18 protein-coding genes are annotated in these 26,094 nt (G+C 62.5%); 6 read left to right on the top strand and 12 right to left on the bottom strand.

The genetic code is table 11. From position 1 onward, the window contains the following. Positions 1–28 precede the first annotated feature (28 nt). The 4 genes from fmt to trkA all read left to right on the top strand — a co-directional run bounded on the left by fmt (position 29) and on the right by trkA (position 5,059). A complete protein-coding gene (gene fmt / locus FHR87_RS06925; RefSeq protein ID WP_183165991.1) occupies positions 29–973 on the top strand; it encodes a methionyl-tRNA formyltransferase in 945 nt (314 codons plus the stop codon). 194 nt (positions 974–1,167) lie between these two features. Continuing rightward, entirely contained in the window at positions 1,168–2,061 is an 894-nt protein-coding gene (locus FHR87_RS06920) for a PA4780 family RIO1-like protein kinase (RefSeq protein WP_183165990.1), read from the top strand. Positions 2,062–2,337: 276 nt separating this feature from the next. Further along, positions 2,338–3,660 carry a 16S rRNA (cytosine(967)-C(5))-methyltransferase RsmB gene (gene rsmB / locus FHR87_RS06915; protein ID WP_183165989.1) on the top strand — a complete coding sequence of 441 codons (1,323 nt, stop codon included), beginning with the start codon at positions 2,338–2,340 and terminating at the stop codon, positions 3,658–3,660. Between the two features lie 25 nt (positions 3,661–3,685). Then, positions 3,686–5,059 carry a Trk system potassium transporter TrkA gene (trkA, locus tag FHR87_RS06910; protein WP_183165988.1) on the top strand — a complete coding sequence of 458 codons (1,374 nt, stop codon included), beginning with the start codon at positions 3,686–3,688 and terminating at the stop codon, positions 5,057–5,059. A 154-nt stretch (positions 5,060–5,213) separates the two neighbouring features. Here the strand turns inward: trkA and glmU are convergent, their stop codons facing one another. Then, the gene (gene glmU / locus FHR87_RS06905) at positions 5,214–6,575 is read right to left on the bottom strand and encodes a bifunctional UDP-N-acetylglucosamine diphosphorylase/glucosamine-1-phosphate N-acetyltransferase GlmU (RefSeq protein ID WP_183165987.1); all 1,362 of its coding nucleotides are present in this window, start codon (positions 6,573–6,575) and stop codon (positions 5,214–5,216) included. 396 nt (positions 6,576–6,971) lie between these two features. On the opposite strand from glmU, the gene FHR87_RS06900 reads away from it, so the two are divergent. Together FHR87_RS06900 and FHR87_RS06895 are read left to right on the top strand one after the other, a co-directional pair. Beyond that, complete coding sequence (locus FHR87_RS06900) at positions 6,972–7,781, top strand: class I SAM-dependent methyltransferase (RefSeq protein WP_183165986.1); 810 nt, start codon at positions 6,972–6,974, stop codon at positions 7,779–7,781. 2 nt (positions 7,782–7,783) lie between these two features. Further along, positions 7,784–9,154, top strand: a complete 1,371-nt coding sequence (locus tag FHR87_RS06895; RefSeq protein ID WP_183165985.1) for an APC family permease — start codon at positions 7,784–7,786, stop codon at positions 9,152–9,154. A gap of 33 nt (positions 9,155–9,187) precedes the next feature. Here the strand turns inward: FHR87_RS06895 and FHR87_RS06890 are convergent, their stop codons facing one another. From FHR87_RS06890 to FHR87_RS06840, 11 genes are all read right to left on the bottom strand, one after another. Continuing rightward, positions 9,188–10,939, bottom strand: a complete 1,752-nt coding sequence (locus FHR87_RS06890; RefSeq protein ID WP_183165984.1) for a vWA domain-containing protein — start codon at positions 10,937–10,939, stop codon at positions 9,188–9,190. A 28-nt stretch (positions 10,940–10,967) separates the two neighbouring features. Beyond that, the gene (locus FHR87_RS06885; protein WP_183165983.1) at positions 10,968–11,453 is read right to left on the bottom strand and encodes a hypothetical protein; all 486 of its coding nucleotides are present in this window, start codon (positions 11,451–11,453) and stop codon (positions 10,968–10,970) included. Positions 11,454–11,457: 4 nt separating this feature from the next. Then, complete coding sequence (locus FHR87_RS06880) at positions 11,458–12,177, bottom strand: hypothetical protein (protein ID WP_183165982.1); 720 nt, start codon at positions 12,175–12,177, stop codon at positions 11,458–11,460. 15 nt (positions 12,178–12,192) lie between these two features. Beyond that, complete coding sequence (locus FHR87_RS06875) at positions 12,193–13,713, bottom strand: formylglycine-generating enzyme family protein (RefSeq protein WP_183166114.1); 1,521 nt, start codon at positions 13,711–13,713, stop codon at positions 12,193–12,195. A gap of 34 nt (positions 13,714–13,747) precedes the next feature. Beyond that, positions 13,748–14,980 (bottom strand): ABC transporter permease, encoded by a 1,233-nt coding sequence (locus tag FHR87_RS06870; RefSeq protein WP_183165981.1) that lies wholly within the window; start codon positions 14,978–14,980, stop codon positions 13,748–13,750. Beyond that, the gene (locus tag FHR87_RS06865) at positions 14,967–15,674 is read right to left on the bottom strand and encodes an ATP-binding cassette domain-containing protein (RefSeq protein ID WP_183165980.1); all 708 of its coding nucleotides are present in this window, start codon (positions 15,672–15,674) and stop codon (positions 14,967–14,969) included. Before FHR87_RS06865 ends, FHR87_RS06870 begins: the two co-directional genes overlap by 14 nt. A gap of 155 nt (positions 15,675–15,829) precedes the next feature. Next, positions 15,830–17,809, bottom strand: coding sequence for a vWA domain-containing protein (locus FHR87_RS06860; protein WP_183165979.1), 1,980 nt, complete (start codon positions 17,807–17,809; stop codon positions 15,830–15,832). Then, positions 17,806–18,855 (bottom strand): flagellar basal body-associated FliL family protein, encoded by a 1,050-nt coding sequence (locus FHR87_RS06855; protein ID WP_183165978.1) that lies wholly within the window; start codon positions 18,853–18,855, stop codon positions 17,806–17,808. Before FHR87_RS06855 ends, FHR87_RS06860 begins: the two co-directional genes overlap by 4 nt. 6 nt (positions 18,856–18,861) lie before the next feature. Continuing rightward, positions 18,862–21,567, bottom strand: a complete 2,706-nt coding sequence (locus tag FHR87_RS06850) for a putative virulence factor (RefSeq protein WP_183165977.1) — start codon at positions 21,565–21,567, stop codon at positions 18,862–18,864. Further along, complete coding sequence (locus FHR87_RS06845; RefSeq protein ID WP_183165976.1) at positions 21,564–24,539, bottom strand: virulence factor SrfB; 2,976 nt, start codon at positions 24,537–24,539, stop codon at positions 21,564–21,566. Before FHR87_RS06845 ends, FHR87_RS06850 begins: the two co-directional genes overlap by 4 nt. A 17-nt stretch (positions 24,540–24,556) precedes the next feature. Continuing rightward, positions 24,557–25,960 carry an SrfA family protein gene (locus FHR87_RS06840; RefSeq protein ID WP_183165975.1) on the bottom strand — a complete coding sequence of 468 codons (1,404 nt, stop codon included), beginning with the start codon at positions 25,958–25,960 and terminating at the stop codon, positions 24,557–24,559. Between the last annotated feature and the right edge of the window lie 134 nt (positions 25,961–26,094).

The raw sequence follows: 26,094 nt of genomic DNA, 5'->3' as shown, positions 1-26,094 counted from the left end.
GCCTGCCAGGTCCTATAAAGCGATTCCCATGACCCAGCCACTGCGTATTGTTTTCGCCGGAACTCCGGAATTTGCCGCCGAACATCTGCAGGCCATGCTGGCCTCCCGACACCAGATCATCGCGGTTTATACCCAGCCGGATCGCCCCGCCGGGCGCGGGCAGAAGCTGCTGTCGAGTGCGGTCAAGCAGCTCGCTCTCAAGCATGAGCTACCGGTCCACCAGCCGGCAACGCTGCGCGATGCCGCTGCCCAGGCCGCTTTGGCAGCGCTCGAAGCCGATCTGCTGGTGGTCGTGGCCTATGGCCTGATCTTGCCGCAGGCGGTACTGGACATCCCGCGCCTGGGCTGCATCAACAGCCATGCCTCGCTGCTGCCGCGCTGGCGTGGCGCCGCACCGATCCAACGCGCCATCGAGGCCGGCGACAGCGTAAGTGGCGTTACGGTCATGCAGATGGAAGCCGGACTGGATACCGGGCCGATGCTGCTCGAAGCGCACACGCCAATCGGTCCCGAAGATACTGGCGGCAGCCTGCACGACCGACTTGCCGCACTCGGCGCGCAAACCGTGGTGCAGGCGCTGGATGAGCTCGCCGCCGGTATCCTGCAAGCCATACCGCAAAACGATGCACTGGCCACCTATGCGCACAAGCTGAACAAGGACGAGGCGCGGATCGACTGGAGCCGCCCGGCCGTCGAACTGGAGCGGAGGATTCGCGCCTTCCACCCTTGGCCCATCTGTCACACCAGCCTGCATGGCGAACCGCTGAAGATCCATGCCACGCGACTCGGCGAAGGCCAGGGCGTACCAGGAAGCATTCTTGCCGCCAGCAAGGACGGCCTGACTGTTGCCTGTGGCGAAGGTGCGCTACAAGTGACCCGGCTGCAACTGCCCGGCGGCAAGCCGCTGGCCTTCGCCGAGCTGTTCAACAGCCGGCGCGAGCAGTTCGCGCCGGACACGCTGTTGGGCGCGTGATGATCGATGTAATGGTCTTTGATGCTCATGCGGGTAGCGAGGTCAATGACAAGGAGCGGTTGCGGGACGCCATGAAAGGATAGACTGAGCAGTTAAGGGAGCCTGCCCTTGCACGCCGCATCGCAGTGATTGCTAACCTTATTAATTGAAGCGACAGGATTTTTCCAAAATAAATACGAACCACACGGAAACCGATGAAAACACCAAAACGCCTTGAGCCTCTGATCGAGGACGGCCTGATCGATGAGGTACTGCGCCCCCTGATGAGTGGCAAGGAAGCCGCGGTGTACGTGGTACGCTGCGGCCACGAACTGCGCTGCGCCAAAGTCTACAAGGAAGCCAACAAACGCAGCTTCCGCCAGGCTGCCGAATATCAGGAAGGCCGCAAGGTGCGCAACAGTCGCGATGCGCGGGCCATGACGCGGGGCAGCAAGTACGGGCGCCGGGAGCAGGAGGAAGCCTGGCAGAACGCCGAAGTGACGGCGCTCTACCGCCTGGACAGCGCCGGCGTGCGCGTGCCCAGGCCCTACGGCTTTCTCGATGGCGTGCTGCTGATGGAGATGGTCGCCGGCGCGGACGGTGATGCGGCGCCGCGCCTGAACGATGTCGAACTGACGCCCGAGCAAGCGCGCGAATACCACGCCTTCATGATCCGCCAGGTGGTGCGGATGCTCTGTGCCGGCCTGGTGCATGGTGACCTTTCCGAATTCAACGTGCTGCTCGGCCCGGACGGCCCGGTGGTGATCGACCTGCCGCAGGCGGTGGATGCAGCGGGCAACAACCATGCGTTCAAGATGCTTGAACGCGATGTCGCCAACATGAACGACTACTTTGGCCACTTCGCGCCCGAATTGCTGGCCAGCAAGCACGCCAAGGAAATGTGGGCGCTATACGAGGCCGGCAAGCTGACCCCGGAGAGTGTGCTGACCGGCGAATTCGAGGAGCCGGAGGAAGAAGCCGACCTCGAGGCAGTGATGCGCGAGATCGACGCTACGCTGGCCGACGAGGCACGCCGCAAGGCAGCACTGGAGGAGAAGGATGCGCCAACGCAACGCGAGGAACCGCCACCACCATGGCTGCGAGGGTGAGTGCTGGCCCTCTTCCTCCTGTACAGGCCATCCTTGCGCACACATCGGCGTGTTCGAATCCTTGATATGAGCACTCGGCAGTGCTTGCGCGAAGGCTTTATGTAAAAATTGCATGGCTTGCGTGGAGGACGAGTCTTCGTCTTGTCTGGCAACAACCCTTGCCACTCACCCATGCAGGCTCGATACAGCACTGAATCCTCCAGGAACCTCGAAGGGCAAACCCCGGGGTCCAACCCCTTTCCAGGCGGCAACGCAAGCGGGAAAACAATCGACTCCATGAAACCACGTCTGGCCGCCGCGCAAGCCCTGGCGGCAGTACTTTCCGGCAAGGCTTCGCTGGCTGGCAGCCTGCCCGGACCGCTGGCACAGGTGGCACCGCGTGATCGCGGCCTGGCCCAGGAGCTGGCTTACGGTACGGCACGCTGGCAGCCGCGCTTGTCCGGCCTTGCCGAACGCCTGCTGCAGAAGCCATTCAAGGCTGCCGACCGCGATGTCGAAGCACTGCTGCTGGTCGGCCTGTACCAGTTATTCCACACCCGGATTCCGGCACACGCAGCCATCGGCGAGACCGTCGGCTGCACGGACAAGCTGAAAAAACCCTGGGCCAAAGGTTTGCTCAATGCCGTGCTGCGCCGTGCCCAACGCGAAGGCGAAGCGCTGCTGGCGGAGCTGGAGCACGACCCGGTGATCCGCTTGGCGCATCCGCGCTGGCTGCAGAAAACCCTCAAAGCCCAATGGCCGGATGTCTGGGAAGCTATCTGCCACGCCAACAACCTGCATCCGCCGCTGACCTTGCGGGTCAACCGCCGCCAGGGTAGTCGGGCCGATTATCTGGCCCTGCTCGCTGCGGCAGACATCGCGGCACAGCCTTGCGAATTCAGCGCGGACGGCATTCACCTGGCCGAACCCTGCGATGTACAGCAACTCCCTGGTTTCGCCGCAGGCCGGGTCAGTGTGCAGGACGAAGCAGCCCAACTCGCCGCCGCCCTGCTGGAACCAGCGCCAGGCCAGCGGGTGCTGGATGCCTGTTGCGCACCGGGCGGCAAGACCTGTCATCTGCTGGAACAGGAACCGGAACTGGCCGAATTGGTGGCACTGGACCTGGAACCACGCCGTCTGGAGCGAGTGCGCGACAACCTGGCACGACTGCAGCTCGATGCCCACCTGCTCGCCGCCGATGCCGGCGATACCGCAGCCTGGTGGGATGGCCGACCGTTCCAGCGCATCCTGCTGGACGCACCCTGCTCGGCCACCGGCGTAATCCGTCGGCATCCGGACATCAAACAGACTCGCCAGCCCACCGACATACCGGCACTGGCCGAACTCCAGGGCCGGCTGCTCGATGCATTATGGCCGACGCTCGAAGTCGGCGGCGTGCTGCTCTACGCCACTTGCTCGGTGTTGCCCATGGAAAACCGCGAGGTGATCGCCGCCTTCCTTGCCCGTACGCCCGGCGCCCGCGAGTTGGACATCGTCAGCGCTTATGGGCTCAAACAGAGTCACGGTCGCCAATTGCTACCGAAGGCCAATGGTCATGACGGTTTCTATTATGCGAAGCTGATCAAGATCGCCGCACAGCCGCGGGTCGCCATGGCCTAGCCTGCACCGCAAGGAGATCGCTCCCATGAAAATCATCATTCTCGGCGCCGGCCAGGTAGGCGGAACCCTTGCCGAACATCTGGCCGGCGAGGCCAACGACATCACCATCGTCGATATCGATGGCGAACGCCTGCGCAGCCTCGGTGACCGCCTGGACATCCGTACCGTCCAGGGCAGGGGCTCGTTCCCTACCGTACTGCGCCAGGCCGGTGCCGATGATGCCGACATGCTGGTGGCAGTCACCAGCAGCGATGAAACCAACATGATGGCCTGCCAGGTGGCCTATACCCTGTTCAACACGCCGACCAAGATCGCCCGGGTGCGCGAATCGGCCTATCTGGTGCGCAGCGACCTGTTCAGCAACGAGGCGATCCCGATCGATGTACTGATCAGCCCCGAGCAGGTGGTGACCAACTACATCAAGCGGCTGATCGAATACCCCGGTGCCTTGCAGGTCGTCGACTTCGGCGACGGCAAAGCCCAGTTGGTGGCGGTGCGCGCCTACTACGGCGGTCCGCTGGTAGGCCAGGAGCTGCGCCAGATCCGCGAACACATGCCCAGTGTGAACGCGCGGGTGGCCGCCATCTTCCGCCGCAACCGGGCCATCCTGCCCAGGGGCGATACGGTGATCGAGGCCGACGACGAGGTCTTCTTCATCGCTGCCAAGGTCCATATCCGCGCCGTCATCAGCGAACTGCGCCGTCTCGAAGACAGCTACAAGCGCATCGTCATCGCCGGCGGCGGCAACATCGGCGAGCGCCTGGCCGAGGCCATCGAAAGCCGTTACCAAGTGAAGATCATCGAAATGAGCCCGGCGCGCTGCCGCTACCTGTCGGATCGGCTGGACAGTGCCATCGTTCTGCAGGGCAGCGCCTCGGACAAGGATCTGCTGCTGGAAGAAAACATCAACGAGACCGACATCTTCCTGGCCCTGACCAACGACGACGAGGCCAACATCATGTCATCGCTCCTGGCCAAGCGGCTGGGTGCACGCAAGGTAATGAGCATCATCAACAACCCAGCCTACGTGGACCTGGTCCAGGGAGGCGAGATAGACGTCGCCATCAGCCCGCAGCTGGCCACCATCGGCTCATTGCTGACCCATGTGCGGCGCGGCGATATCGTCACCGCTCATTCCCTGCGCCGAGGCGCGGCCGAAGCCATCGAAGTGGTCGCTCACGGCGATTCGCGTTCAAGCAAAGTAGTAGGTAAAGCGGTCGGTAAACTCAACCTGCCTTCGGGAACCAACATCGGTGCCATCATCCGCGATGAACAGGTGCTGATCGCCAACGACGATATCGTGATCGAATCGGGCGACCATGTGATTCTGTTCCTAGTGGACAAGGCGAGCGTGCGCGACGTCGAGCTGCTGTTCCAGGCAGGCCTTACGTTCTTCTGAACGGATGGGCCAGCCGGTCTACCGGCGATAATTATCGCTGCCCTCCTAACGAGCCGACATCCAGCATATCGTGCTGGATGTCGGCTTTTTCAGGCTGATTTCCAAGCGGCCGGGCTCAAGCTCAGCGTCGGTGAGGCAGGCATATACAGAGGCTTCAGCGCTGCTTGCGCGGCCGTTGCCAGCCGTCCTTGTTCACCTGGCGCGCGCGGCCCAGGGCCAGGGAGGCGGCCGGCACGTCCTCAGTGATGGTGGAGCCCGCCGCGGTGGTGGCGCCATCGCCCAGGGTCACGGGCGCGACCAGCGAGCTGTTGGAGCCGATGAAGACATCTTCGCCCATGACCGTGCGGTGCTTGTTGGCGCCGTCATAGTTGCAGGTAATAGTGCCGGCGCCGATGTTGCTGCGCGCACCGATCTCGGCATCGCCCAGGTAGGACAGGTGGCCGGCCTTGGCGCCTTCTCCCAGCCGGGCATTCTTCATTTCGACGAAGTTGCCGACATGCGCTCTGGCACTCAGTACCGCACCCGGCCGCAAGCGGGCAAAAGGTCCGCAATCGGCTCCCTCGCCTACGTCGGCGCCGTCCAGGTGACAATTGGCCTTGAGTACCGCATTGCGGCGCAGAATGCTGTCCTTGATCACGCAATTGGGACCGATTTCCACTCCATCCTCAATGACCACCCGACCTTCGAGGATCACATTGATATCGATCAGTACATCGCGGCCAATGGTCACCTCACCGCGCAGATCGAAGCGTGCCGGATCGCGCAAGGTCACGCCTTGCAGCATCAATTGGCGAGCAGCGCGGGCCTGAAAGTAGCGCTCCAGCATGGCCAGTTGGATGCGGTCGTTGGCACCCTGCACTTCCATTTCTTCCTGCGGTTGCTCGGTAGCGACGACCAGCCCGTCACTCACCGCCATGGCAATCACATCGGTCAGGTAATACTCACCCTGGGCATTATGGTTGGACAGGCGGCCCAGCCAGTCGCCCAGCCGCGCGCCGGGTACGGCGAGGATGCCGGTATTACCTTCACAGATGGCGCGTTGTTGCGGGGTGGCGTCCTTGTGCTCGACGATGGCGCATACCTCGCCGGTGGCATCGCGCACGATCCGGCCGTAACCGGTAGGATCGGCCAGCTCCACGGTCAGCAGCCCCAGCCGCTCTGACGTGGCCTGCTCCAGCAGACGCTGCAGGGTCTGTACCTGAATCAAAGGCACATCGCCATAAAGGATCAGCACCCGTTCGGCAGTCAACCCCGGCAACGCCTGGGCTACGGCATGTCCCGTACCCAGTTGCTCGGCCTGCGTGACAAACGTCAGGTCGTCCGCCGCCAGCGCTTCGCGCACCTGCTCGGCACCATGCCCGACTACCACCTGGATGCTGCGCGGACTCAACTGCCGGGCGGTATCGACGACATGCGCGAGCATGGATTTTCCGGCGACGGGATGCAGCACCTTGGGCAAAGCCGAACGCATGCGAGTGCCCTGGCCGGCGGCGAGGATGACGATGTCGAGGGACATGGCGGGAGTCCTGGATAGAGGCGGGTTGGAATGGATCGGGCCAGCGCCGCGAACGAGCAAGCATGACCGGTCCTGACTTTGCCCCTTGACGGCAGGGTTTTCAAGGGTCCGGCTGCACGCCGGTCATGGCTTTGCGTGCTTGTCATGGCGCCACCCCGCACTTCAGTCATGGCTTGCGCCGCTGTCTTGCTGGATGGCTCTGCGCAATATTGCGTTACATCTGCTCCGCCTTCCGGAAAGCGCCCACATGGACGGGCCGCGGGTCGCTTCCGGCCCGCCGGAAGCGGGCCGGCCCAGCGTCTGCGGTAGAACCTTGGCGGGACGACCGGGTCGTGAAGATAACGCCTGTCGCTGGCGTGCGATCTCCACCGAATCCGTTTCAGGGAGTAACTGCCGATGCCCCTTGCCGCCGCTTTTAGTCGTGTCACCGTGTTCAGTCTGCTGCCACTGATCCTGCTCAGCCTACCGCTTTCCCTGCGCTCGCAGGATGCGCCGCCCAGGCTGGACGTGCCCTACGTGCCGACCCCCGAAGCCGTGGTCCAGCGCATGCTGGAAATGGCCGAGATCCGGCCGGACGACTATCTGATCGACCTCGGTTCCGGGGATGGCCGCATCGCCATTTCCGCCGTGCGCGACCATGCCGCGCGCAAGGCGCTCGGTGTCGACCTGAACCCGCAGCGCATCCGGGAAGCCCGGCAGAACGCCGAGCGGGCGGAGGTGACGGACAAGGTCGAGTTCGAGCAGGGCGACCTGTTCGAGAAGGATATTTCCAAGGCCGATGTGCTGACCCTGTATCTGCTGCCCCAGGTCAACCTACGCCTGCGCCCGGTGATCCTCGACACCCTGGAGCCAGGCACCCGGGTGGTTTCCCACGCCTTCAGCATGCAGGACTGGGAGGCGGACCAGAGCGATGTGGTGGAGGGTAATTACATCTACCTGTGGATCGTTCCCGCCAAGGTGGAAGGTCGCTGGCAGGTGGATGCCGGCGGACGGACATACAGCCTCGACCTGCACCAGCACTTCCAGCAGGTGGAGGGTACCGCATCCGCCCCGGGCGTCCAGAGCGAGGTGAAAGGCAGCCTGCACGGCGATGAACTGCGCTTCACCCTCGACGACCAGTTGTATGTCGGCAAGGTGGAAGGCAATCGCATTCGCGCCGTTCCGGTGAATGGCGCCATGCCCAAATGGGCCGCCCGGCGGAGCTGATCATGAACCCATCCGCGCATTCCCGCCGGCCCCCGGCCGGCCTGTCGGTGCTCGATGGCGTAGCCGTGCTGGTCGGCGTCGTGGTGGGTGTCGGTATCTTCGGCTTCCCGCCGCTGGTGGCCCGGCATGCCGACAGCGCCCTGCTCTACCTCGGCCTGTGGCTGGCCGGCGGCCTGGTAATGCTGGTCGGCGCGCTCTGCTATGCCGAACTAGGCGCCGCCTTCCCGGACCAGGGCGGCGAATACCGCTATCTGCGCCTGGCCTGGGGCCCCCGGGTCGGGCTGCTGTTCGCCTGGGCGCGCGGCACGGTGATCCAGACCGGCGCCATCGCCGTGGTGGCCTTCATCTATGGCGACTATGCCCAGCGCCTGCTGTCACTGGGCGAGCACGGCGCGGCCTGGCACGCGGTGATCGCGATCCTGGCCCTGACCGCGCTCAACCTGCTCGGCACGCGGCACTCCAATCGCGCGCAGAGGCTGCTGAGCGGGCTGACCATCCTGGCGCTGCTGGCCATGCTATGCGCCGGGTTGCTGTTCGCCAATGGGCCGCCCGAGCCGATGGTCGCCGGCAAGCCGGCGGGGCTGTCCTTCGGGACGCTGGGCATGGGCATGGTGTTCGTGCTGCTGACCTACGGCGGCTGGAACGAGGCGGCCTATCTTTCCGGCGAGCTGCACGATCCGGGGCGCAACATGAGCCGGGTGCTGTTGATCGGCACCCTGGCGGTGACGCTCCTGTATCTGCTGGCCAACTTGGTCTACCTGGAAATCTTCGGCATCGCCGGCTTGCGGCAGTCCAACGCGGTCGCCGCCGATCTGATGGCCATCGTCGCCGGTCCCTGGGCGATGGTGGCGCTCAGCCTGGTGATCTGCCTCACCGCCTTGAGCACCCTCAACGGCACCCTGCTCACCGGAGCGCGGGTGTATTACGCCCTGGGCCGTGACGTGCCACAACTGGCTTCGCTCGGCATCTGGAGCGAACACGGCGCGACGCCGCGGCGCGCCCTGCTGGCCCAGGCCGGTATCACACTGCTGCTGGTGCTATTCGGCGCCCTCAGTCAGAACGGCGTGGAAAGCATGGTGGCCTATACGGCGCCGGTATTCTGGCTGTTCATGTGCCTGGTGGCGCTGTCCCTGCCGCGCCTGCGCCGCCTGCACCCCGACCGGCCGCGGCCGTTCCGGGCGCCCTGGTATCCCTGGCTGCCACTGTCGTTCGCCGCCAGTTGCCTGGGGCTGTTCTGGGCCAGCACGCTGTACGCCGGCCTGGGCGCGCTGCTCGGCCTGCTGGTGCTGGCCGCCGGAATCCCCCTGCTGTTCCTGCACCGGGCTCCGCAGGCCAGTGGACCACTGGAGCCGAGTGGCGAGGAAGAGGTTTGACGAGAAAGAGAGGCTCGCCCAACGCCCTCTCACTCACGGCCGGCAATGCGCCGGCGGCAGCACGTCCTGGGCGGCCTGGCGGGTCATCATGTTCAGGTCGCCAGCGTTGCGGACGGTGAAGACCTGGCCACCGGTCGCCCGGGCCAGGCAGTTGCCGGCGCCGGTGCCAAGGATGTCGATTACGTTGATCTTCAGGTGCGGCTTGCTGCGTGCCAGTGCCTGGGCCACGGCGCAGGGGTCCTGGCCGCAACTTTCACCGCCGTCGGAGACTACCAGCATCACCGATTCGCGGTTGACACCGTCGAGCATCTGCCCACCCTTGGCGATCCCGTCGGCCAGAGGCGTGCCTTGTACCGGGCTGATACCCCGTATGCGCGACAACAGGCTGCCGCGCTCGGCTGGCGAGTAGAAGCCGGCGTTGCGCGCCCGAGGGCAGTCCTCGATCAGCACCAGACCGGCGTTGACATCGCTGGGCAGGCGCTGCACCACCTGGGTGGTCGCTTCCCTGGCGGCCGTGATGCGCTTGGGCTCGCGAAAGATACGTCCCATGGTATTGATCCCTGGGTTACCGCCCAGCAGTATTTGCGCGGCGATATCGGTCACGCCCTGCACCATCGACGCCTGTTTGATTTCCGCTTCGGTGGCCAGGAGGCTGATGTCCATCGAGCCGGAAGCGTCGAATACGATGGCCAACTCTGGCGCCAGTTCCTTGGGTCGCTCGTTCGGGCAGAGATTCTTGGCGTTGGCGATCTGCTGCTGGCGGCAGTTCTGCTTGAGTTTCTGCTCGACCTGTTCCTTGAGTTCCGGATGCTGCTTGAGCAAAGGCTCCTGGGTTTGAATCTGCTGCAGCGTGGTGCAGTTGTTACCTGCCGCCGCGATGCGCTTTTTCACCTGTTCGGTCGGATCGGGCTTGGGTTCCGGTTTTGGCTCAGGTTTCGGTATCGGCTTGGGTTCGGGTTTTGGCTCCGGTTTCGGCACAGGTTTAGGCTCCGGCTTGGGTGGCTCGGGCTTCACTTCAGGTTTGGGCTCCGGTTCGGGCACTGGCTCCTTCTCCGGTTCCACTTCGGGAACCGGTGGTTCGGGTTTCGGTTCTTCCTTCGGTTCTTCGGGTTTGGGTGCCGGCGGTTCTTCTTTGGGCGGCTGCGGCTTTTCTTCCTGGGTAGCCGGTGGCTCGACAGGTGGGGCAGGCGGTTGTTCCGGCTGGCGGCCGTAGAACCACCACCAGAGCGCCGCCAGCAATGCCAGAAGCAGCAGCAACAAGAGCAACCAGGGCCACCAGCGGCGCTTGCGTGGTTCGATGGCAAGCATGGCGGCGGGTATGGCGCCAGGCAACGGCGGTTCGCCCGCGGGCAACGGCGGTGGTGCTGGTGGTGGCGGTGGTTCGCCACCACCCCAGAAGGTCACCACTGGCTGGCCATTGAGCGAATAGAGGGTGGCGGTATCCGGATAAGCAGTTGCCTGGCGCAGCAGCCCGGCCTGACGCTTGCCCTCCTCGCCCTGTTCTTCAAGCCGGGTGGCCAGTTGTTCGATGGAAGTCAGGCGCTCGTCCAGCAGATGGCGAACCTGGGCCGCTTCTTTCTCACTCAGTTCGGAAAACGGTACAGGTTGGCCGCCCAGATCCGAATACCATTCGACGACATCGCCCTCAGCTTGCCTGGGCTTGGCGAACAGCGCCGTCGTACTGGGCGGCAGATGGCGTTTGAGAATCTGGATGAGTTCGGCGTGACCGTTCAATACTTCTTCGGCATTGCGCGTTTCGCCGGACAAGCGTGAGATTCGTTTCATGGGTGCGTAGGTCCAGTCGGACGATGATTCACTTCTGCAGGCCCAGATCGCTTTCGAGATCGGCGACGCGATTTTGCAGCTTTTGCAGTTCGTACTGTTTCTGCATCACAGCGGTGTTGTCCTGGCGGTTGACGTCAGCCATGTCCTTTTCAATACCGGCGATCTGCGTCTGGATGCGCTGATTGCCTTGGGCGCGCTTTTTCAGATCGCTCAGCAAGGCATTCAAGGCCTTGTTCAACGAGGCATATTCGCTGCGGTTCTTGCCCAGCTCGCTGCTGACTTCGCTGCGCTCTTTCTGGATGGCGGCATAGACGTCGCGAAACATCTGGTTGGTCTTCTGCTCGTCGAGCAGCACCTGCTGCTTGTGTGTAACGCGCTGGTCATAGACGCCCTGGGTGTTGCAATTGAATTTGGTGGCGAAGCTGGCATCGGCATTGCGCGGATCGCAGTCCTGTTGGGTCACCGTGCAGGCGCCCAGAAGCAGTGTGCTGGCGACGATTGAAAGTCTGTACATATACCTAGCCCAGTCGGATAGAGGAGCGTTGCTTATAGAGTTGGTCGATCTCGGTTTCCAGCGAGGAGATCTGCTTTTGCATGTTATTGATTTCCGCGTTCAGCGTATCCAGTCGAGCGGCGCTGGCAGTGTTGCGCTCGGCAGCGGCGACCTTCTGCCATTCACGCTGCTTGGCCTGGGCGTTGGCCAGTTTGTCCTTGAGGAAGGACGCATTCTTGTCGATCTGCACCAAACGCTGCTGGGCTTGGGTCTTTTGTACTTTCTTGGCGGCGATGTCGCTCTTGATCTTCAGCAGACTCCGGCGATCGTCGTCAATCACACTCTGAGCGGTACGGGTCAGATCCTGCAGTTCGCGATTGTCCTTCTGCACATCGGCGATGGCGACATCGAGACGCTGCTCGTCATTGGCATACTGGGCACGTCGGTTATCCAGGTAATAGTTAGCCCCCATGCCGACGCCGCAACCGACCAGAGCCGCCGCCGCCAGACAGGTACCTTTATCATTGGCATTTCCCACCAGGCAGGCGAGTGCGCCGATTGCAGCGCCACCGGCACAAGCCTGCATCCCGGATTTGCTAAAAAACTCAGCCGACTGACTATTGGACAGACGAGGATCGACCCCGCTACTACCCAAACCACCCATGGTCTGACAGCCAGCCAATACCACGGCGAGACTGACGATCAGCCAACTGGCAGGTCTTTTCATGAACGAAACTGCGCTCATCTTCCCCACCTTCGCTCAAATCGATTTACAGGATTTCAGCCATTGCGCGCGTGACACCTTGCCGGTCTTCATATAGCCCTGCAGGTTATTCCAGTGGGTATCGAGATAGGCGCGCAGATTGCTTTTGCCGCGGGCAGCCAGTTGCTGCGCGACTACGCTTACCTGCGGCTGGACGGTTGCCTGGCTGTAGTTCAAGGCGCTGCCCACCACACTGTCGGCGTAATAATTGAGCATGAAATCCAGCACTTTGCGATGACCGTCCAGCTGTTCCTTGCGGGCGTCGCAGCGCGCCTGGGGTTCGCTGCCATCCTTGCCGCAGCTGCGGCTGAAATTGCCGTCCAGGGTATCGAGGAATTCTCCGTCGTCCTTGAGCTTGGTACAGAGAAAGGCTCCCAGTTGCAGTTCGGAACGGATCGCCTGGTCGCGCTGTTCGTCACGGGCCAGGGTGTTGGCGCGCAGGTCGCTACGCAGTTTTTCCAGCTGCTTCTTCAGCGCGTCGTCCTGCACGCTATCGGCGATGGTGCCGATCTCGCCTGCCGTATCGTGCCCTTGTGGCGGCTGGCCGGCTGCCGTGGTTTCCTGCTGCGTACCAAGCTTCTTCCATTCCTGCTCGACCTGTTTGATCCGGTCGCGGGAAGTCAATGTCGGTGATACCAGGGCCAGGCGGAAACCAGTGGTTTTCAGTTTGTTCTGCTCACTGCCGGTATTGCTGTAATAGGGCTCTTCCTGGCGCAGTGCGGTGCGCAGCTCCGCCTGTGGGGTCAGGTAGTTGCCGCCGCGCAGGATGTAGCCACCGGACTGGCCGTGCTGGCGATCCAGCTTGGTCAGGTGGAATGGCTCAAAGAGCATTTCGTCGACGTTGCCAAGCACATCATGCAGGCCGAGCGGATTGGGCTTGAGCAGGCCGGCGAGCTGCAGCTTGCCGTTGGCCGACTGGGTACCGGCGAACCAGGCATAGGCGTTCACCCCTTCCGGCATGGGGAAGCGGGTGTCGCGAAATTCGGCCTGGGACACGGCCATGCCGCCGCGCGCGGCGAATTCCCATTCAGCCTCGGTGGGCAGGCGCAGGAAGCCGGCCATGCCGTCTTCCTTGGGGAGTTTGTCGGGAGCATTCTTGCGCAGCCAGAGGTTGTACTTGTCGGCAAAGGCTGTGGCATCGAACCAGCTCACTCCGGTCTGCGGCAAGCGCCGCCCGGTTGAGGGTTCGGGACAGGTCGGATTCATCACTGCCTGGTATTGCAGCTCGCTCAGTTCGTACTTGGCCATCAGGTAGTAGCGGCCTGGCTCGGGTTTTTTCACACTGAAACTGCCGGCGATATAGGTGGGCCGCGCCTGTTCCAGATAACCCCATTCGTCGCTGTCCTGGCCAAGGGTGATGGCGTAGTCATCCAGAGGGTTGGCCATCGGCACCTGCACCCGGCGCAAGACCATGGCTCCAGCGCATGGCATCGGCAGCACCACATCGCCATCCTGCGGCTGCGGGTTGTAGTACTTCTCGTCCCAGGCCGCCTGTGCCGAGAGGCTGACCAAGGCCAGTGACAACGCAGCGATGGCGACACTCAGGAATTTTTCAGAGATCTCGCAGGCTTTCGGCCGGCTGAATATGAATCGCACGAAACCCTCCTACTCCCGCCACCAGCATGGCGATCAGCAATGCGCTGGCGAAGGCCAGCAGAATATGGATGTTTTCCAGTCTGCAAACGAAGGCATTGTCGGCCAGGTTGGCACCCAAAGCCGCGTTGAAGATCAGACTACCCACAAAATAGGCGGCATAGCCCAGGCCGAATGCCAGACAGGTGAGCAGCGCCGCCTGCACTATCACATAGAAACCGGTCGCACCACGGCGAAAACCCAGCAGGCGCAGCAGAGCCAGATCCTTGCGCTTGCGGTCGATATTGGCGAGGAAGGCCCCGGCCAGCGAGGCGACGCAGCCAGCTACCGCCGTCCAGGCGATCACGGCAAAGATCAGGCCGAGCACGCGGCTGATGGCCTTCACCGACTCGATATCCCGGGCGCGGGTATTGGTCTCGATATTAGCCTGCTCCAACCAGGCAGCGATGGGTGCCACATCGTCCAGGCCACGCGCATAGATCCGGGCACGGGCATAACGGTCACGCGGCTTTTCCAGTGGCTTACCGGTGGTAAAACCGAGCATGGGTACGGCAAACCCGTCGCGGAAATTCTCCATCGCGACCAGGAAATCCAGCGACACCAGTACTGCCGGGCGCGGGAATACCGTGTCAGCCAGCACGCCGGCGACGGTCACGTCCAGGTGGCCGTTTTCGTTTTCGCCATCCAGCTTGCGCAGCACCAACAGCCGGAAACGATCTCCGGCTTTCACCTCCAGCTTGCGGGCTGCACTGGCACTGAGCAGTACCTGATCGATGGCTGTCGGCGCAGCGAGGGTGCCGCCCAGCAAGGGATCGCCCGCACCGGTGGGAATCACCTCGGCGTTGGCAACGAAGCGCTGGTTGTCACGCATCAGATCGGCCTGGGTGTTCAGCGAGCGGGTCAGCGGCATGACGAACCCGACATCCGTTCGCGCTGCCAACTGTTCGAACCAGGCACGGTCGAGGTCGTAGTTGCCGAGTACGCGGATTTCCAGGTTGCGCGGATCGTTCAGCAGTTCCTGCTGCAACTGCGAAACCACGCCGTATTTGAGGCCGAACAGCAGCAACAACGGCGCGATCACTGCCACCAGCGAGGCGACGATGCACAGCGATACCTTGCGGTCATGCCACAGATCGCGCGCCGCCAGCTCGATCAGCAGGCGCCGCCGGGCGCGGGTTTCAGGCTGCGTCATGAAACACCGTACCGCCCTTGGGCGCCTTGTCGTCCGGTACGCCGACCAGATTGCGGATACCGCAGTCGCGCACCAAATCCCAGTCGTGGGTGACCAGCAGTGCAGCAATCCGCCAGCGCCGCACCAGTTCGATAATCAGTTCGAACAGCTTGCGCGCCTGGATCGGGTCCAGCGCGGCGGTGGGCTCGTCGGCCAGCAGCAGATCCGGCTCATGGGCGATGGCACGCACGAAGGACACCCGCTGGCGCTCGCCAATGGAAAGCTGGCCGGGCTTTTTGGCCAGCAGTGGCGCCAGGTTCAAGCGCTCGATGGCATCCTCGACCGGTTCACTGGCCACCGACAGGCCGAGCATGCGCCGCGGCAGTTCGATGTTCTGGCGCACGCTGAGAAACGGCAGCAGACCACCGGTCTGCAGGACGAACCCCAGGCGCCGGGCACGGATATCAGCCAGGGCTTTTTGGCGGTCTTCGTGCAGCAGGTCAGCGATATCCAGGGCTGTAGCGGAATCGCCGAGACGGTAGCTATCGAGCGTTTCCGGACGCAGGATCAGGCCGATCATTTCCAGGAGCGTGCTCTTGCCGCAACCACTGGCCCCGGTGATGGCGGCGACTTCGCCACGTTGTAGGGACAGCAGTGGAAGCGCTATGCGGTAGTCGGGGCCACGGCGGATAGTGAGGTTTTCGATATGGAGCACGTAGAGTCAAGCCTCGCGTTTGAGTGAGGCTGGCGAGAAAGAGTGGATTTGTCGCCAAATCGATACACTTTCTCTCTTGGAAATTGCAGGTTTCGTCTCCAACGAGGAAAAAGCATCGGTCATATACCTTGTAGCCGCATCGAAAAGAAAACGCCTCAAGGCAATGCCTCCAACGGCACCGGATACACGTGGTCCCGAGGATCGCTACCCTCGGCCAGTGACACCCAGCGATCCACATCCGCGTTGTACTTCTGGTAGTACTTGAGCTTGGTGTTCAACCGGCGGATGAATTTCTCCTGCTCCAACCCTTCCATGCCTTTCCAGGTTTCCTCGTCGAGATTCAGCACTTCGCTCAGATAAGGCAGACCTTCCAGGTATTCGGCCATCAGGCCCATCTGCGCCAGGGTCTTGGCATCGCCCTTCTGCAACTGGTTGGGATCCTTGCCCATGGTGGCGGCTACCGAGCGCAGGCGCTGGAACATATCTTCAGGCGAGATCAGACCTTCGTTGGCGGCATCGGCAATCTGTTTGACCACTTCGCTCAGATCGCTCAATTGCCCCTTGGTCAGCAGTACCCGCACGTCGGTGGTCGGCACGTTCTGCTTGAGGTAGTCACGGTCGCTGATCCAGGCTTCGAACACTGGCGGCGCGCTGGCACCAGTGGCTTCGCCGAGATAGGCCAGGCGCATGGCGTAGCCGAGCTTGGCAGCGTCCGCCAACAGATTCTTGTCCGCCGCTTTGTCGTTCGTCTGCTTGCCGTAGTCGGCATCGGCGCCCAGGGCGCTGCCGGCGGCCATGTCGCCACGATAGGCGGCCTTGACCTGGGCCGTGATGGCCGCGCCCAGGCTATCGACCATCTTGCCGAAGCTGTCGACGTTGCCAGCATCCACTGGGTAATACAGGGGCTTGTTGAGGAAAGCGTTATTGGACAGGTCTGTGTACTGCGTCTCGGCAGAAGCATGGTTCTTCGCCCCCGCCGGGGTCTTCAAGTGCAGGGCATAGATCGCCACGCCACGATACTTGGCTTCCAGGCGCACCTGGTCGGCATTGAAGCCGGTGGAAGACAGTGGATCGTCACCGGTCAGCGCCCCGGCATCGGTGATCAGCACGATGTAGCGAGCGCCAAAGTTGTTCCATTCCACATTATCCAGCGCCTGCATCACCCCGGCGAAGGCATCCTCATCAAAACGGCTGCTGGATACAGTGGCCTGCTTGAGCGAGGAAATCTTGTTGAGGAAGTCCTGCCCATCCTTGACCGTGCTCGGGTTGACGAACATCTTGCTGGTGTATTCCAGGGCCGGCACTTCCTTGGTGTTGGAGCGGAAGGCGACCAGGCCGAACTTGACCCGATCCAGCAGTTTTTCCTGCTCGATATTCTGGTAGATCTCCTTTACTGCCTGGCGGGTGCGATCGATATACGGTTCCATGGAGATGGTCGAGTCGATGACGAACACCACGGCGGCGCTGAAGCCTTTCAGGGTGTTTTCCTCGTTGACCTTGGCGGGCGCGTCCTTGGCTTTCGGATCGGCCGCGGTCACCGAGGCGACTTTCAGCAGCCGGGTCCGAAAACCTTTTTCGGTGAGGATTTCCTCGGCATCCAGCACTGGCAACAGATAGAACTGCTTTTCCAGATCGATGGCGTAGTTCGGTTCCTGGGCCACCACGGCGGGATCGCGACCCTGGCTCGCCAGGTTGGCGCGGATGGGTTTGAGCAGCTTGGCCGGATCGTTCTGGGCAAAGAGTTTTTCGGGCGTTTCGCGCTGGCGGAAGAACAGCAGCGGATCGCGCCCGGCCGGGTTGGTCAGCGCCAGGGTCATCTGCATCTTCCACTCTACCGAGCAACCGGCGGGAATCCAGCCGACGGTTTTACCGTAGCTGTCCGGGCCGACCTGCAGCCACTCGTCGTTACCAGCCTTTTGCCGCTGGTAGACATAGAACCGGGTGAACGCTGGCTGCGCCTTGCCACCAGTAGCGCCAGCCTTGTCGCCCAACTGGCAGGTCGGCGTGGTCAGTACGCGCTGGTAGAGGGTCTTTTTGCCTTCCTGCAGCAAAGGTTTGTCGGCTGCCAGGCTCTGGCCGGCAACAACGCCTAGAAACAGACTTGTAAATAACGCCAGATCAGGCCGCATCGTCATTTCTCGCTCGCTTTCTTCAATTCTGCCAGCCGTTGGCTGGCTTCCTTGTTGTTGGCATCGTTGGCCACCGCGATCTCATACCAGTAAACCGCCGTCTCGGCATCGGCAGATTCGATGCAGCCACCAGCCTTGAAGGTTTGCGGATCGTATTCGCGGGCATAGGCGAAGGCGATGGCAGCATTGCCGGACTGCGCCTGATGTGCGTACAGGCGCTGCACCACACCACAGCGCCTGGCTTTTTTCGCGGCGTCGATCACCGCTAGGAGCTGTTCGCTGGATGGCTTGGATTTCAGGCAGGTCTGGATAAAGGCCAGGTCTTGCGCACTGCCATCCAGGGTGCAATCACCTGCTTCGCTGCTGCTTGTCGCCGGTGCGGTAACCTGGGCCGGGTCCACGGCAGGATTGTCGCTGAGACTGTGGTCGCGCAGGAAAAACCACCAATAGCAGGCCGCGCCGATGACCGCCAGCAGGGTCAGCAAAGCGATGATCCATACCAACCGGCGAGGATCCTTTATCACGGGTGGAATTTCACGAGGCTCGGCGGTCAGGGATTCCATGGGTTCGGGAGGGGGTGGCGGCTCGACCACTGGCTCCGTTACCGGCTCGACTACGGGTTCCGGCGGCGGTGATGGCTCTGCTTCGACGGGCGTCGGCTTGTTACGGGGGTTGACTCGTCCCTCTTCGCGCAGCGAATTGCCAGCAGCCTGGGACGACAGCAGGTTGCCGACGGTACGCAGTACGCCTTTGTCGCTCGCCTCGGTATTGCGCAATTGCAGCATGTAGACCATCTGCGGATCGAGCACCAGGGGATCGATCAGCCAGGGGCCGACTTCGCCGCTCAGGAGCTTGCCGTTGTGCTCGAACCCATCGATGACGTGCCAGGCGGGATTGGTATCCCAGCCGCCGCGGACATCAAGGTAGCGACCGTCCTGATTACGCTGGATAGCCAGTTCCAGCCCCTCGGTACCGGCTTCCCAACCGTGCAGGATCAGCTCCCCGTAGCCGGGCTGGCCGCTGGCCGCTGCCTTCAGTTCGATTCTCAGCATACTTGCCTATTCCGCTCGCGCTGCATGTAGGGTGGCGAGGATCTTGCCCAGCGCCTCGTTCTGCTCGGGAGTGATTTCCCGGCCGGCGCTGTGGCCGGCGTTGTCTTCAGCGATCCGGGCCAGAGCTACCAACCAGTCGCCGACATACTGGCGAGTGTGCTCCTGAGGTTTCTCCGGCAATAGCGGCAGCTTACCCGGTGCAACCTCGGGTGGCGCCTGGAACAATTTGCCGTCAGGCAGGATGCGGCTGTCCGGGCGCAGCTCGAGAGGCAGCTCGACGAAACCGAGCCAACCGATGAAGTCGGCCAGCATGATCTTGGCCGTGAGCACCTGGCGCCCGGCCAGCTGTTCGCGCTTGGTACCGATCTGCTCGGTGCTGACGATGGCCTGCAGCAGGCGCTGCTGCAGGTCGAGTCGGCTGGCGCCGGTGATCAATTCATCCACCAGGGCCTCGATTGCCGATTTGTCGAAGCCCAGATAGGTCATCAAGAGTACATCTTCGGGAATATGGCGAAGATGGCTGATCCATTCGCGCAGTACGGCCTGGGCGAAGCGCGCATCGCTGCCGGTGACAGGCGGTGCAGACGAAGCAACTGCTATCGCCGGGCGGTTGTCGCCGAACAGATCGAAGGTATCGTCGCTGCCACCAGCACCCAGGTTGATTGCACCAGAGGAAGAAGCCTCGGTTTCGCCTGTAGCCGGCTCGTCGTACTCCTCTCCCACATGCAGGTACAGAGTGCGTAGCGCATCATCCGGCAGTTGCATACGTTGCAGCAGTTCGCCGAGCAGAAAACGCCGCGGCCAGATGGCGTTGGAAATCTGCTGGGCAATCTTGCGCTTTTTCTCCAGCTCACCGGCGCCTTCAGCCTGGAACCAGTGGCCGAGCCGGTTATCGAGCAGGTGCAGCACATCGTCCAGCTGCTCGCGGATACGCTCCAGCTTGACGCCATGCAAGGCGACCTGGCGCAGATAGGCGCTGATCCGCCCCATGCCGCCATCGTTCAGCGCCAGCATCGCGTCCCAGGCTTGTTCTGCGTCTCGCACATGGCGATTGACCGTCTCGTCCTCGGTAAAAGTGCGGCGCATCAGTTCCAGAGAACTGCAGGCAGCCTTGTGAATGGCCACTTCCTGGCCATCCTGCAGATCGAGGAAGGTCACTTTCATGCGCGGCTTGCGCACCAGGAAGGTGTTGTCGAATGGCTGGCCATCGCTCCAGTCCTGCAGCCAGGCATACTGGCCGAAGCGCTCGAGCATGGTCATCTTCATCATGCCACCGCTGCCCCAGCCCATGCGCAACAGATCTTCGCCCTTGTCCAGGTCGCTACCGATGCGCATGTCGAACATGGTGATCGCCCATAACAGACCGGGCTTGCGTCGGGCACGCTGTTCGGGCGTCTCACCCTGGGTCCGGTCGATCCAGCGACTCAGTACCGGGCCGACGCTGGTGACATCCGATTGCTTGTTCGAGGGTGTGCAAACGATCAGCACGTTCATTTCCTGGCTGTCGGTGTAGCGCTCGAACAGATAGGCGACCTTGCCGCGCAGGATCAACTGCGCCACCGGGCTGGCCTCGTCGCTGCTCACGGCACGCCGCACATCGTCGAGCGATTCGACATTCAAACGACCGCGGTAACCGGGAAAATCGAGCAGATCGACCTCTTCGAACAGCGGCTCGCTGGTGGGTTCGACCAACGGGAACACCAGCTCGGCAGTGAGTGCCGCCAGTTGCGCCAAAGACAGCTGTACCTCGGGCTTCAGCTCGCCGCCCACCCAGGGCCGCACGCCGATCTGCTGGTCGGACGCCTTGCCGAGCCGCTCCAGCATATCCACGTTCATGATGCTGTCGGCCTGCGACAGCCCGCCCTGGCCATTGGTCCGCACCAGGGCTTCCAGCGGCGCGAAGACCTTGTGGGCATTGCCCAGGCTGGACAGGGTACGGGCGAATGCGAGGTAGGCTTCACTCAGTTCGCCTATCTCGCCCCAGAAGATCGAAAACAGGTGCGCCCGGTCTTCCAGTGCCAGGTAGGGCGCAAGTTCCACTGCCAGCGGCCAGTAATAGTTGCTCAAGGGGCTGAGGGAGCCGGGAAAACTGCCTTGCAAGTAGTCCCACAAGGCCACGACATCGTCTTCGCTGACGCCTGCGACCGGCTTGAGCTGCCGACGCTTGTCGAGCTCGCGGAGCAGTTGGCGGATCGCCGTCTCGTTGTAGCCGTACTGCACCTTCTCGGTGTTGAAGTCGTTGAAGAAGGAATTGGCCAGCACCTTGGCCAGCTCGACTTCGGTGAACAGCTTCAACTCCAGGGGAAAATCGTCCGGCCCCGGCCGTGCAGTACGACTGAAGCGCGTCACCAGGCCGGTGGCCTCCTTGCCGCCGCCCGGCGGATTGACATGTTCGATGAAGTCCAGGCGGCGCTCGCCGAAGTCGGTCTCCAGCTTGCCGTTGACACCCGCAGCCAGGGTCGAGATCAGGTAGGACTTGCCGGCTTGCGACAGGCCGAAGAAACCCACGGTCATCGGCAGCGTTGAAACGCTACCCAGACGCCGGGCCGTATTGCGCACGCGGCGCAGACCGAGGATCAGGTCATCCGCCTCGTTGTCCAGCCGCGGCGCGCTGCGGCGTACCTGGCCGATCCAGCGGATCGCCTCACCCGCACCGGTATGGATGGCGGTCCAGCTTTGCGAAAGTCGTTCAGGCGATTTGGAATCGTTCATTTGCGAAACACGCTGCCACTATCGAGCCAATATTGGGATTCACCCAGTCCAGCATCGGACAGGGTGTTGAGTTTGAGCCGGATGTGCGAGCGGCTGACCGAGCCGTTGCTCGATTCCGCACCGAGGAATTCGAAGCTTTCGCTGCCTTCGCTCGGATTACGCGAGGGCTTGATGCCCAGGCGTACCTTGAGCACCAGACCCTTGGATGCCACTTCTTCGCGCAGTTTCTGGTTTTCGATGCTCAGGGTGTACAGCGGCGCGGCCGACCAGCGCTCATTGGACAACTGACGGAACCCCAGGCGCATGGTACCGCGCATGTCGAAGGTGGATTCCGGCAGCTCGTATTCCGGGTCGTCAAGATCGATGCCGCGATAATAGACGTTGCTGTCCTTGACCACGTTGTTGTTGTCGATCAGCCCCAGGTATTTGAGCGTCGAGTAAGGCTTCAGCGCCGCCACGCGGAAGAAGAAGTTCGGCAGGCGCAAGCTGCGGCTCAGCAGGCAAAGCATGGCACCAACCGCTGCGGTGGTCTTCGGGTCTTCGATGCGATCCAGCTTGTTGAACGGATACCAGCCGCCCGTGCGGTAATGATTGAGCGGCAGGATGCGTCCCGGCGGCAGCGGCAGCAGCTTGCGGAACAGTGCCTGCACGCCAGGCAGGCGCGACGGCCGACCGGTCAGCAGCAGCACATCGCAGGGATAGTGGTAGACCACTTCGCAGAGCGCCTGGATGGTCTTGCCGATATTCATGCGGTCGCCGATAAAGGCTTCGTGGATGCGCCGCAGACTGACTTGCAACGGTGTAGCGAGGATATCGAAAGCCTCGCTGTCGTTGCCCAACTGGCGGCGTACGGCGTTGCTGACATATTCCAGCACATCGCTGGTGGGCCGTTCGTTGAGCAATTCGCCGAAGGTAGCGCTGACCAGCGCGGCGGGGTCCAGCGGATCGTAATGCTCGTAGGCCTTGAGCAGGCGCAGGCCGATGGGGCTGAACACCTGCAGGGTCAGTTGCTGGCGCAGCATGGCCTCCTGCACGGCCAGCGGCTCATTGCCGATCAGGCGCGACAGCAGTGCCTCAGGCGCCGTGATGTCAGCCTTGACCAGCGCCTCGCGCAATGCCGGCAGGACGAATTGGCGGATCACATCGAGCAGAATGTCATCGCCGGCCACCTTGAAACCGTCGCGGAAACGCTGCTCGGGTGTGATGTAGACATTGCTGCCGGTGCCGTCGAGACGGTATTCAGTGATCACCAAATCCGTGGTGCCGCCGCCGATATCGATCGAGGCGATGGTCAGGCGATCCTTGTGCTGCAGATCCGGGCGAGCCATGGCGGCGAAGAACTCTTCCGGCCGGCCGGCGAAGTTGTTCTGGGTCTCATTGAACAGGTAGACCACCTGGCCGCAGGTGGCTTCGTCCCATTGCACATGCACTTCGGGTAACCAGGGCCAGGCTGTCTGGCGGCTCTGGGCCTCCTTGATATTGACTGGATCGTCTTCGGGATGCCAGCCGAGGCTTTTCCACACCAGGCCGATGGCCTGCTCCATGCAACGCGCAAAGATTTCGCGCTCGGGCTTGGGCATCGACGGCGGTACGGTGAGGATGATCGAGCGTAGGTGGCGCGGCACCCGCGAATGGCTCATGCGCAAGCGCTGCGAGGGGCTGTTAATCTGCATCAGCGCCTGGCTGAGCACTTCGCAGAGCATGAAGGTCATCAGCGAGCTGCGCGAATAGTGCGGGTGAAACACCGGCATGCGCTCGTCAAATGGCAGCGTGTAGAGTGCCTGGCCTTTTTCGTTGATCAACCCGGCCACCGGTGCGGCCGTGGCGTGCGGCTCGCTTTCGGATTTGACATAGGCACAGTTGAAGCGCCAGCCCGGTTCGTAGTTGTCTTCATCCCACAGGTAACGCTTGGGGCTCGACAGCCCGGTCGAGCCTTCGGTACCACGCCGGCGACTGGCCAGGCGCCCGGCCTCGCGACCGACGCGGGCGATGGTCGGCCAGAGGAAGGCTTCGCGGCGCCCGCTCTGTACCGAGAAATGATCTTTGCCAAAGACCGCCTGGGCGAATTCGATGCGACTTTCGAATGGCTCGGGATAGACCTGCTCGGGCTGCGTCAGGTCGCGCAATTCCAATTCATAGCGCTTGCTCAGGCCATTGTTTTCCTGCGGATGATCCTCGATCAGGATGCCGCAGGTCCGCGAATTGCCGACATCCAGCACCATGTCCACCGGAATCGCCTTGTGCAGGTCGCTGTCACGGTTGGAAATCACCTTGAGTTCAGGGACCGGTAGCAACGTGCCGAACAGATGCAGCAGGTTGAGGTAATGCGCCTGGTGGTAGAGCTGCTGGCATTCGGCCTCGATATCGTCGAGCTGCATGCGCACCGGCGGCAGTTGGGCCTGTTCGACGAACAGTTCACGCAACCAGCCATCGACCCAGTTGAGATCGAGGAACCAGCCCATTTCATCGGCTCGGTAGGCCAGCGCGAAGCTGGCACCAGCCCTGACATCGTCGCTGGTCGGGGCCAGGTAGGCGGTATCGCTGCGGCTGTCGAAGACCTTGGTATCGAAGGCCAGGGTGACGCGGTGGGTATTGCCGTCCGGGTCCTCGCCTTCCTTGAGTTCGACGATACGGATTCGCGACCAGTTGGATGGACCGTCGTCGAAACGGCGCGGCGGGCTGAAACGAAAAAACGGCAACGGTAGCCAGAGCCCTTTGAGCAGGCGCACCGACTGGTCGACCCCGACGTTGAACGTCGGCGACACCGCGACGCCGGGCTCGGCCGGATGATAGAAACTGTTGCTGCGTTCATCGAACAGCAGCCGAGCCAGCGGACCGTCGCTACGCGACCGGACGAACTCGCCGGGCAGTTCGCGGCGCAGTTCGAGCTTGACGGCGAAATCCAGGAACTGGATGCCGCTACCCATGATCAGGGTGATCCGTTCTTCGTAATCCGTTTTTTCTGGAAACATCGTGTCGTTTTTCCGCCCTACTGGCCGCCCTGCCGCATCGACATGGGGAATTTCTGATTATCGTAACTGCCGGTGCAATCCGCCGTACTCTTGGCATCCGGCGCACAGACCACTTCCGGCAGCTTGTAGGTGCTGCCATCGCTGCAGGTCGCCTGGCCCTGGTTGGTGATCGCTAGATTGCCACCTTTCATCGAGGCGCTCACTGCTCCCGAACACTGTACGCCGTCGCCCCGGCGGATGCCGACCTTACCCTTGCCGTCTTTGCCGAAATCGTAGTCCAACTGCAGTGGTTTGCCGGTCTTGGCGTCCTGGATGCCGGCACCGGCCCGCCAGTTACCATCGAGAAAGTCGGTCGAGCCGTTCTTTTGCGCCTCGGGCGGAATGTTCATCGGCTTCTGGCCAGCCTTGTCCTGGGTGGATTTATCAGCAGCATCCTTGGGAAGTTCCGGTGGCGGTGGCGGCACCTGCGGCTTTTCGCCGGGTTTCTGTCCGTCGGCGGGAGGCTGTTCGCCGTCCTTGGGTTCCTCCGCACCCTTGCCATCCTCCTGGCCAGCCCCATCGGGACCGGGCGGGGTATCCTCGCCGGCGGGAAGGCCATTCTCCGTCTCAAGGTCACCATCGCCAGTACCGGGCTGGATAGTGCCATCCCCTGTAGCGTTGACGGAGGACGAACCTTCTACATTGACTGTGCCACCATGCAGGTCGACATTTCTTTCTTGCACTGCCGGCAGCCCGGGCAAATCGATCTGGGACAGACCAAGCGGCAGCTCGACGGTCGGTGCACAGGCACGCATCAACCACAAAAGAAGCAGTAGCAGCAGCGGCAATAGCAGCAGCCAGAGCCAGCGGCGCCAGCGTGACGAAGTAACCGCCACAGCAGTGGCCGAAGCAATGGGTGGCGGCATGGGCGCAGCACTTGTCGGAGCAGGAGCCGGCGCGACGGGACGCAACAGGGAAAGCGAATCCTGGCCCTCGGGGCTGCGCTCGTCGCTGAAGCCCCAGAAAGTGATCACCGGCTTGCCGTCCACCAGATAGACGTGCTCGGCATCAGGAAACTGCAGGGCCTTTTCCAGCAGGCGACCGAAGACCTGCTTCTCGCGATTGTGCACATCGCCGCGCATGGATTCGCTGGTGGCGCGCAACCCGGCCTGCATCTCTTCGAGCAGGGCAAAGGCCTGTTTGCGTTCTTCAGGGATGGCCGCCGACCAGGGCACCACGTCGCCTTCGAAAGGCGCGTACCAGTCGATCCGGTCGCCGGTTTCATTGGGTTGCGGGATGGCCAGGCAATCGGCAGCCTCGCGTCGCATCTTCAGGCGGATGGCCTCGCGCAGTTGCAGCGCCACGCTGTATACCGGCTGGCCGTCGACGCCCAGCGCCTTGAATTCCTGAAGCGTTCCCGTACGAAGCAATGCACCCGGCATTCTGGTTACCTTTTCCAGACTGGCAGGACTGCCGGCCTTGTTGAAGTGCGTTGGTTGCCTAAACCTGGGCGCTCCTGATCAGCGTTAGAGCCAACTCCGCAAAACTCCCGAGCACCTAGACCAACCATACCCTG

Origin of the sequence: Azomonas macrocytogenes (assembly GCF_014191985.1) — a bacterium.
Classification (GTDB): Bacteria; Pseudomonadota; Gammaproteobacteria; order Pseudomonadales; family Pseudomonadaceae; genus Azomonas; species Azomonas macrocytogenes.
The sequence above is the reverse complement of the archived record's forward strand: the minus strand, read 5'-3'. Positions and strand labels throughout refer to the sequence as shown.

Excerpts from the sequence above, each read along its gene's own strand:
- fmt (WP_183165991.1), top strand. The coding sequence starts at position 29 with ATGACCCAGCCACTGCGTATTGTTTTCGCCGGAACTCCGGAATTTGCC.
- FHR87_RS06920 (WP_183165990.1), top strand. The coding sequence starts at position 1,168 with ATGAAAACACCAAAACGCCTTGAGCCTCTGATCGAGGACGGCCTGATC.
- rsmB (WP_183165989.1), top strand. The coding sequence starts at position 2,338 with ATGAAACCACGTCTGGCCGCCGCGCAAGCCCTGGCGGCAGTACTTTCC.
- trkA (WP_183165988.1), top strand. The coding sequence starts at position 3,686 with ATGAAAATCATCATTCTCGGCGCCGGCCAGGTAGGCGGAACCCTTGCC.
- glmU (WP_183165987.1), bottom strand. The coding sequence starts at position 6,575 with ATGTCCCTCGACATCGTCATCCTCGCCGCCGGCCAGGGCACTCGCATG.
- FHR87_RS06900 (WP_183165986.1), top strand. The coding sequence starts at position 6,972 with ATGCCCCTTGCCGCCGCTTTTAGTCGTGTCACCGTGTTCAGTCTGCTG.
- FHR87_RS06895 (WP_183165985.1), top strand. The coding sequence starts at position 7,784 with ATGAACCCATCCGCGCATTCCCGCCGGCCCCCGGCCGGCCTGTCGGTG.
- FHR87_RS06890 (WP_183165984.1), bottom strand. The coding sequence starts at position 10,939 with ATGAAACGAATCTCACGCTTGTCCGGCGAAACGCGCAATGCCGAAGAA.
- FHR87_RS06885 (WP_183165983.1), bottom strand. The coding sequence starts at position 11,453 with ATGTACAGACTTTCAATCGTCGCCAGCACACTGCTTCTGGGCGCCTGC.
- FHR87_RS06880 (WP_183165982.1), bottom strand. The coding sequence starts at position 12,177 with ATGAGCGCAGTTTCGTTCATGAAAAGACCTGCCAGTTGGCTGATCGTC.
- FHR87_RS06870 (WP_183165981.1), bottom strand. The coding sequence starts at position 14,980 with ATGACGCAGCCTGAAACCCGCGCCCGGCGGCGCCTGCTGATCGAGCTG.
- FHR87_RS06860 (WP_183165979.1), bottom strand. The coding sequence starts at position 17,809 with ATGACGATGCGGCCTGATCTGGCGTTATTTACAAGTCTGTTTCTAGGC.
- FHR87_RS06855 (WP_183165978.1), bottom strand. The coding sequence starts at position 18,855 with ATGCTGAGAATCGAACTGAAGGCAGCGGCCAGCGGCCAGCCCGGCTAC.
- FHR87_RS06850 (WP_183165977.1), bottom strand. The coding sequence starts at position 21,567 with ATGAACGATTCCAAATCGCCTGAACGACTTTCGCAAAGCTGGACCGCC.
- FHR87_RS06845 (WP_183165976.1), bottom strand. The coding sequence starts at position 24,539 with ATGTTTCCAGAAAAAACGGATTACGAAGAACGGATCACCCTGATCATG.
- FHR87_RS06840 (WP_183165975.1), bottom strand. The coding sequence starts at position 25,960 with ATGCCGGGTGCATTGCTTCGTACGGGAACGCTTCAGGAATTCAAGGCG.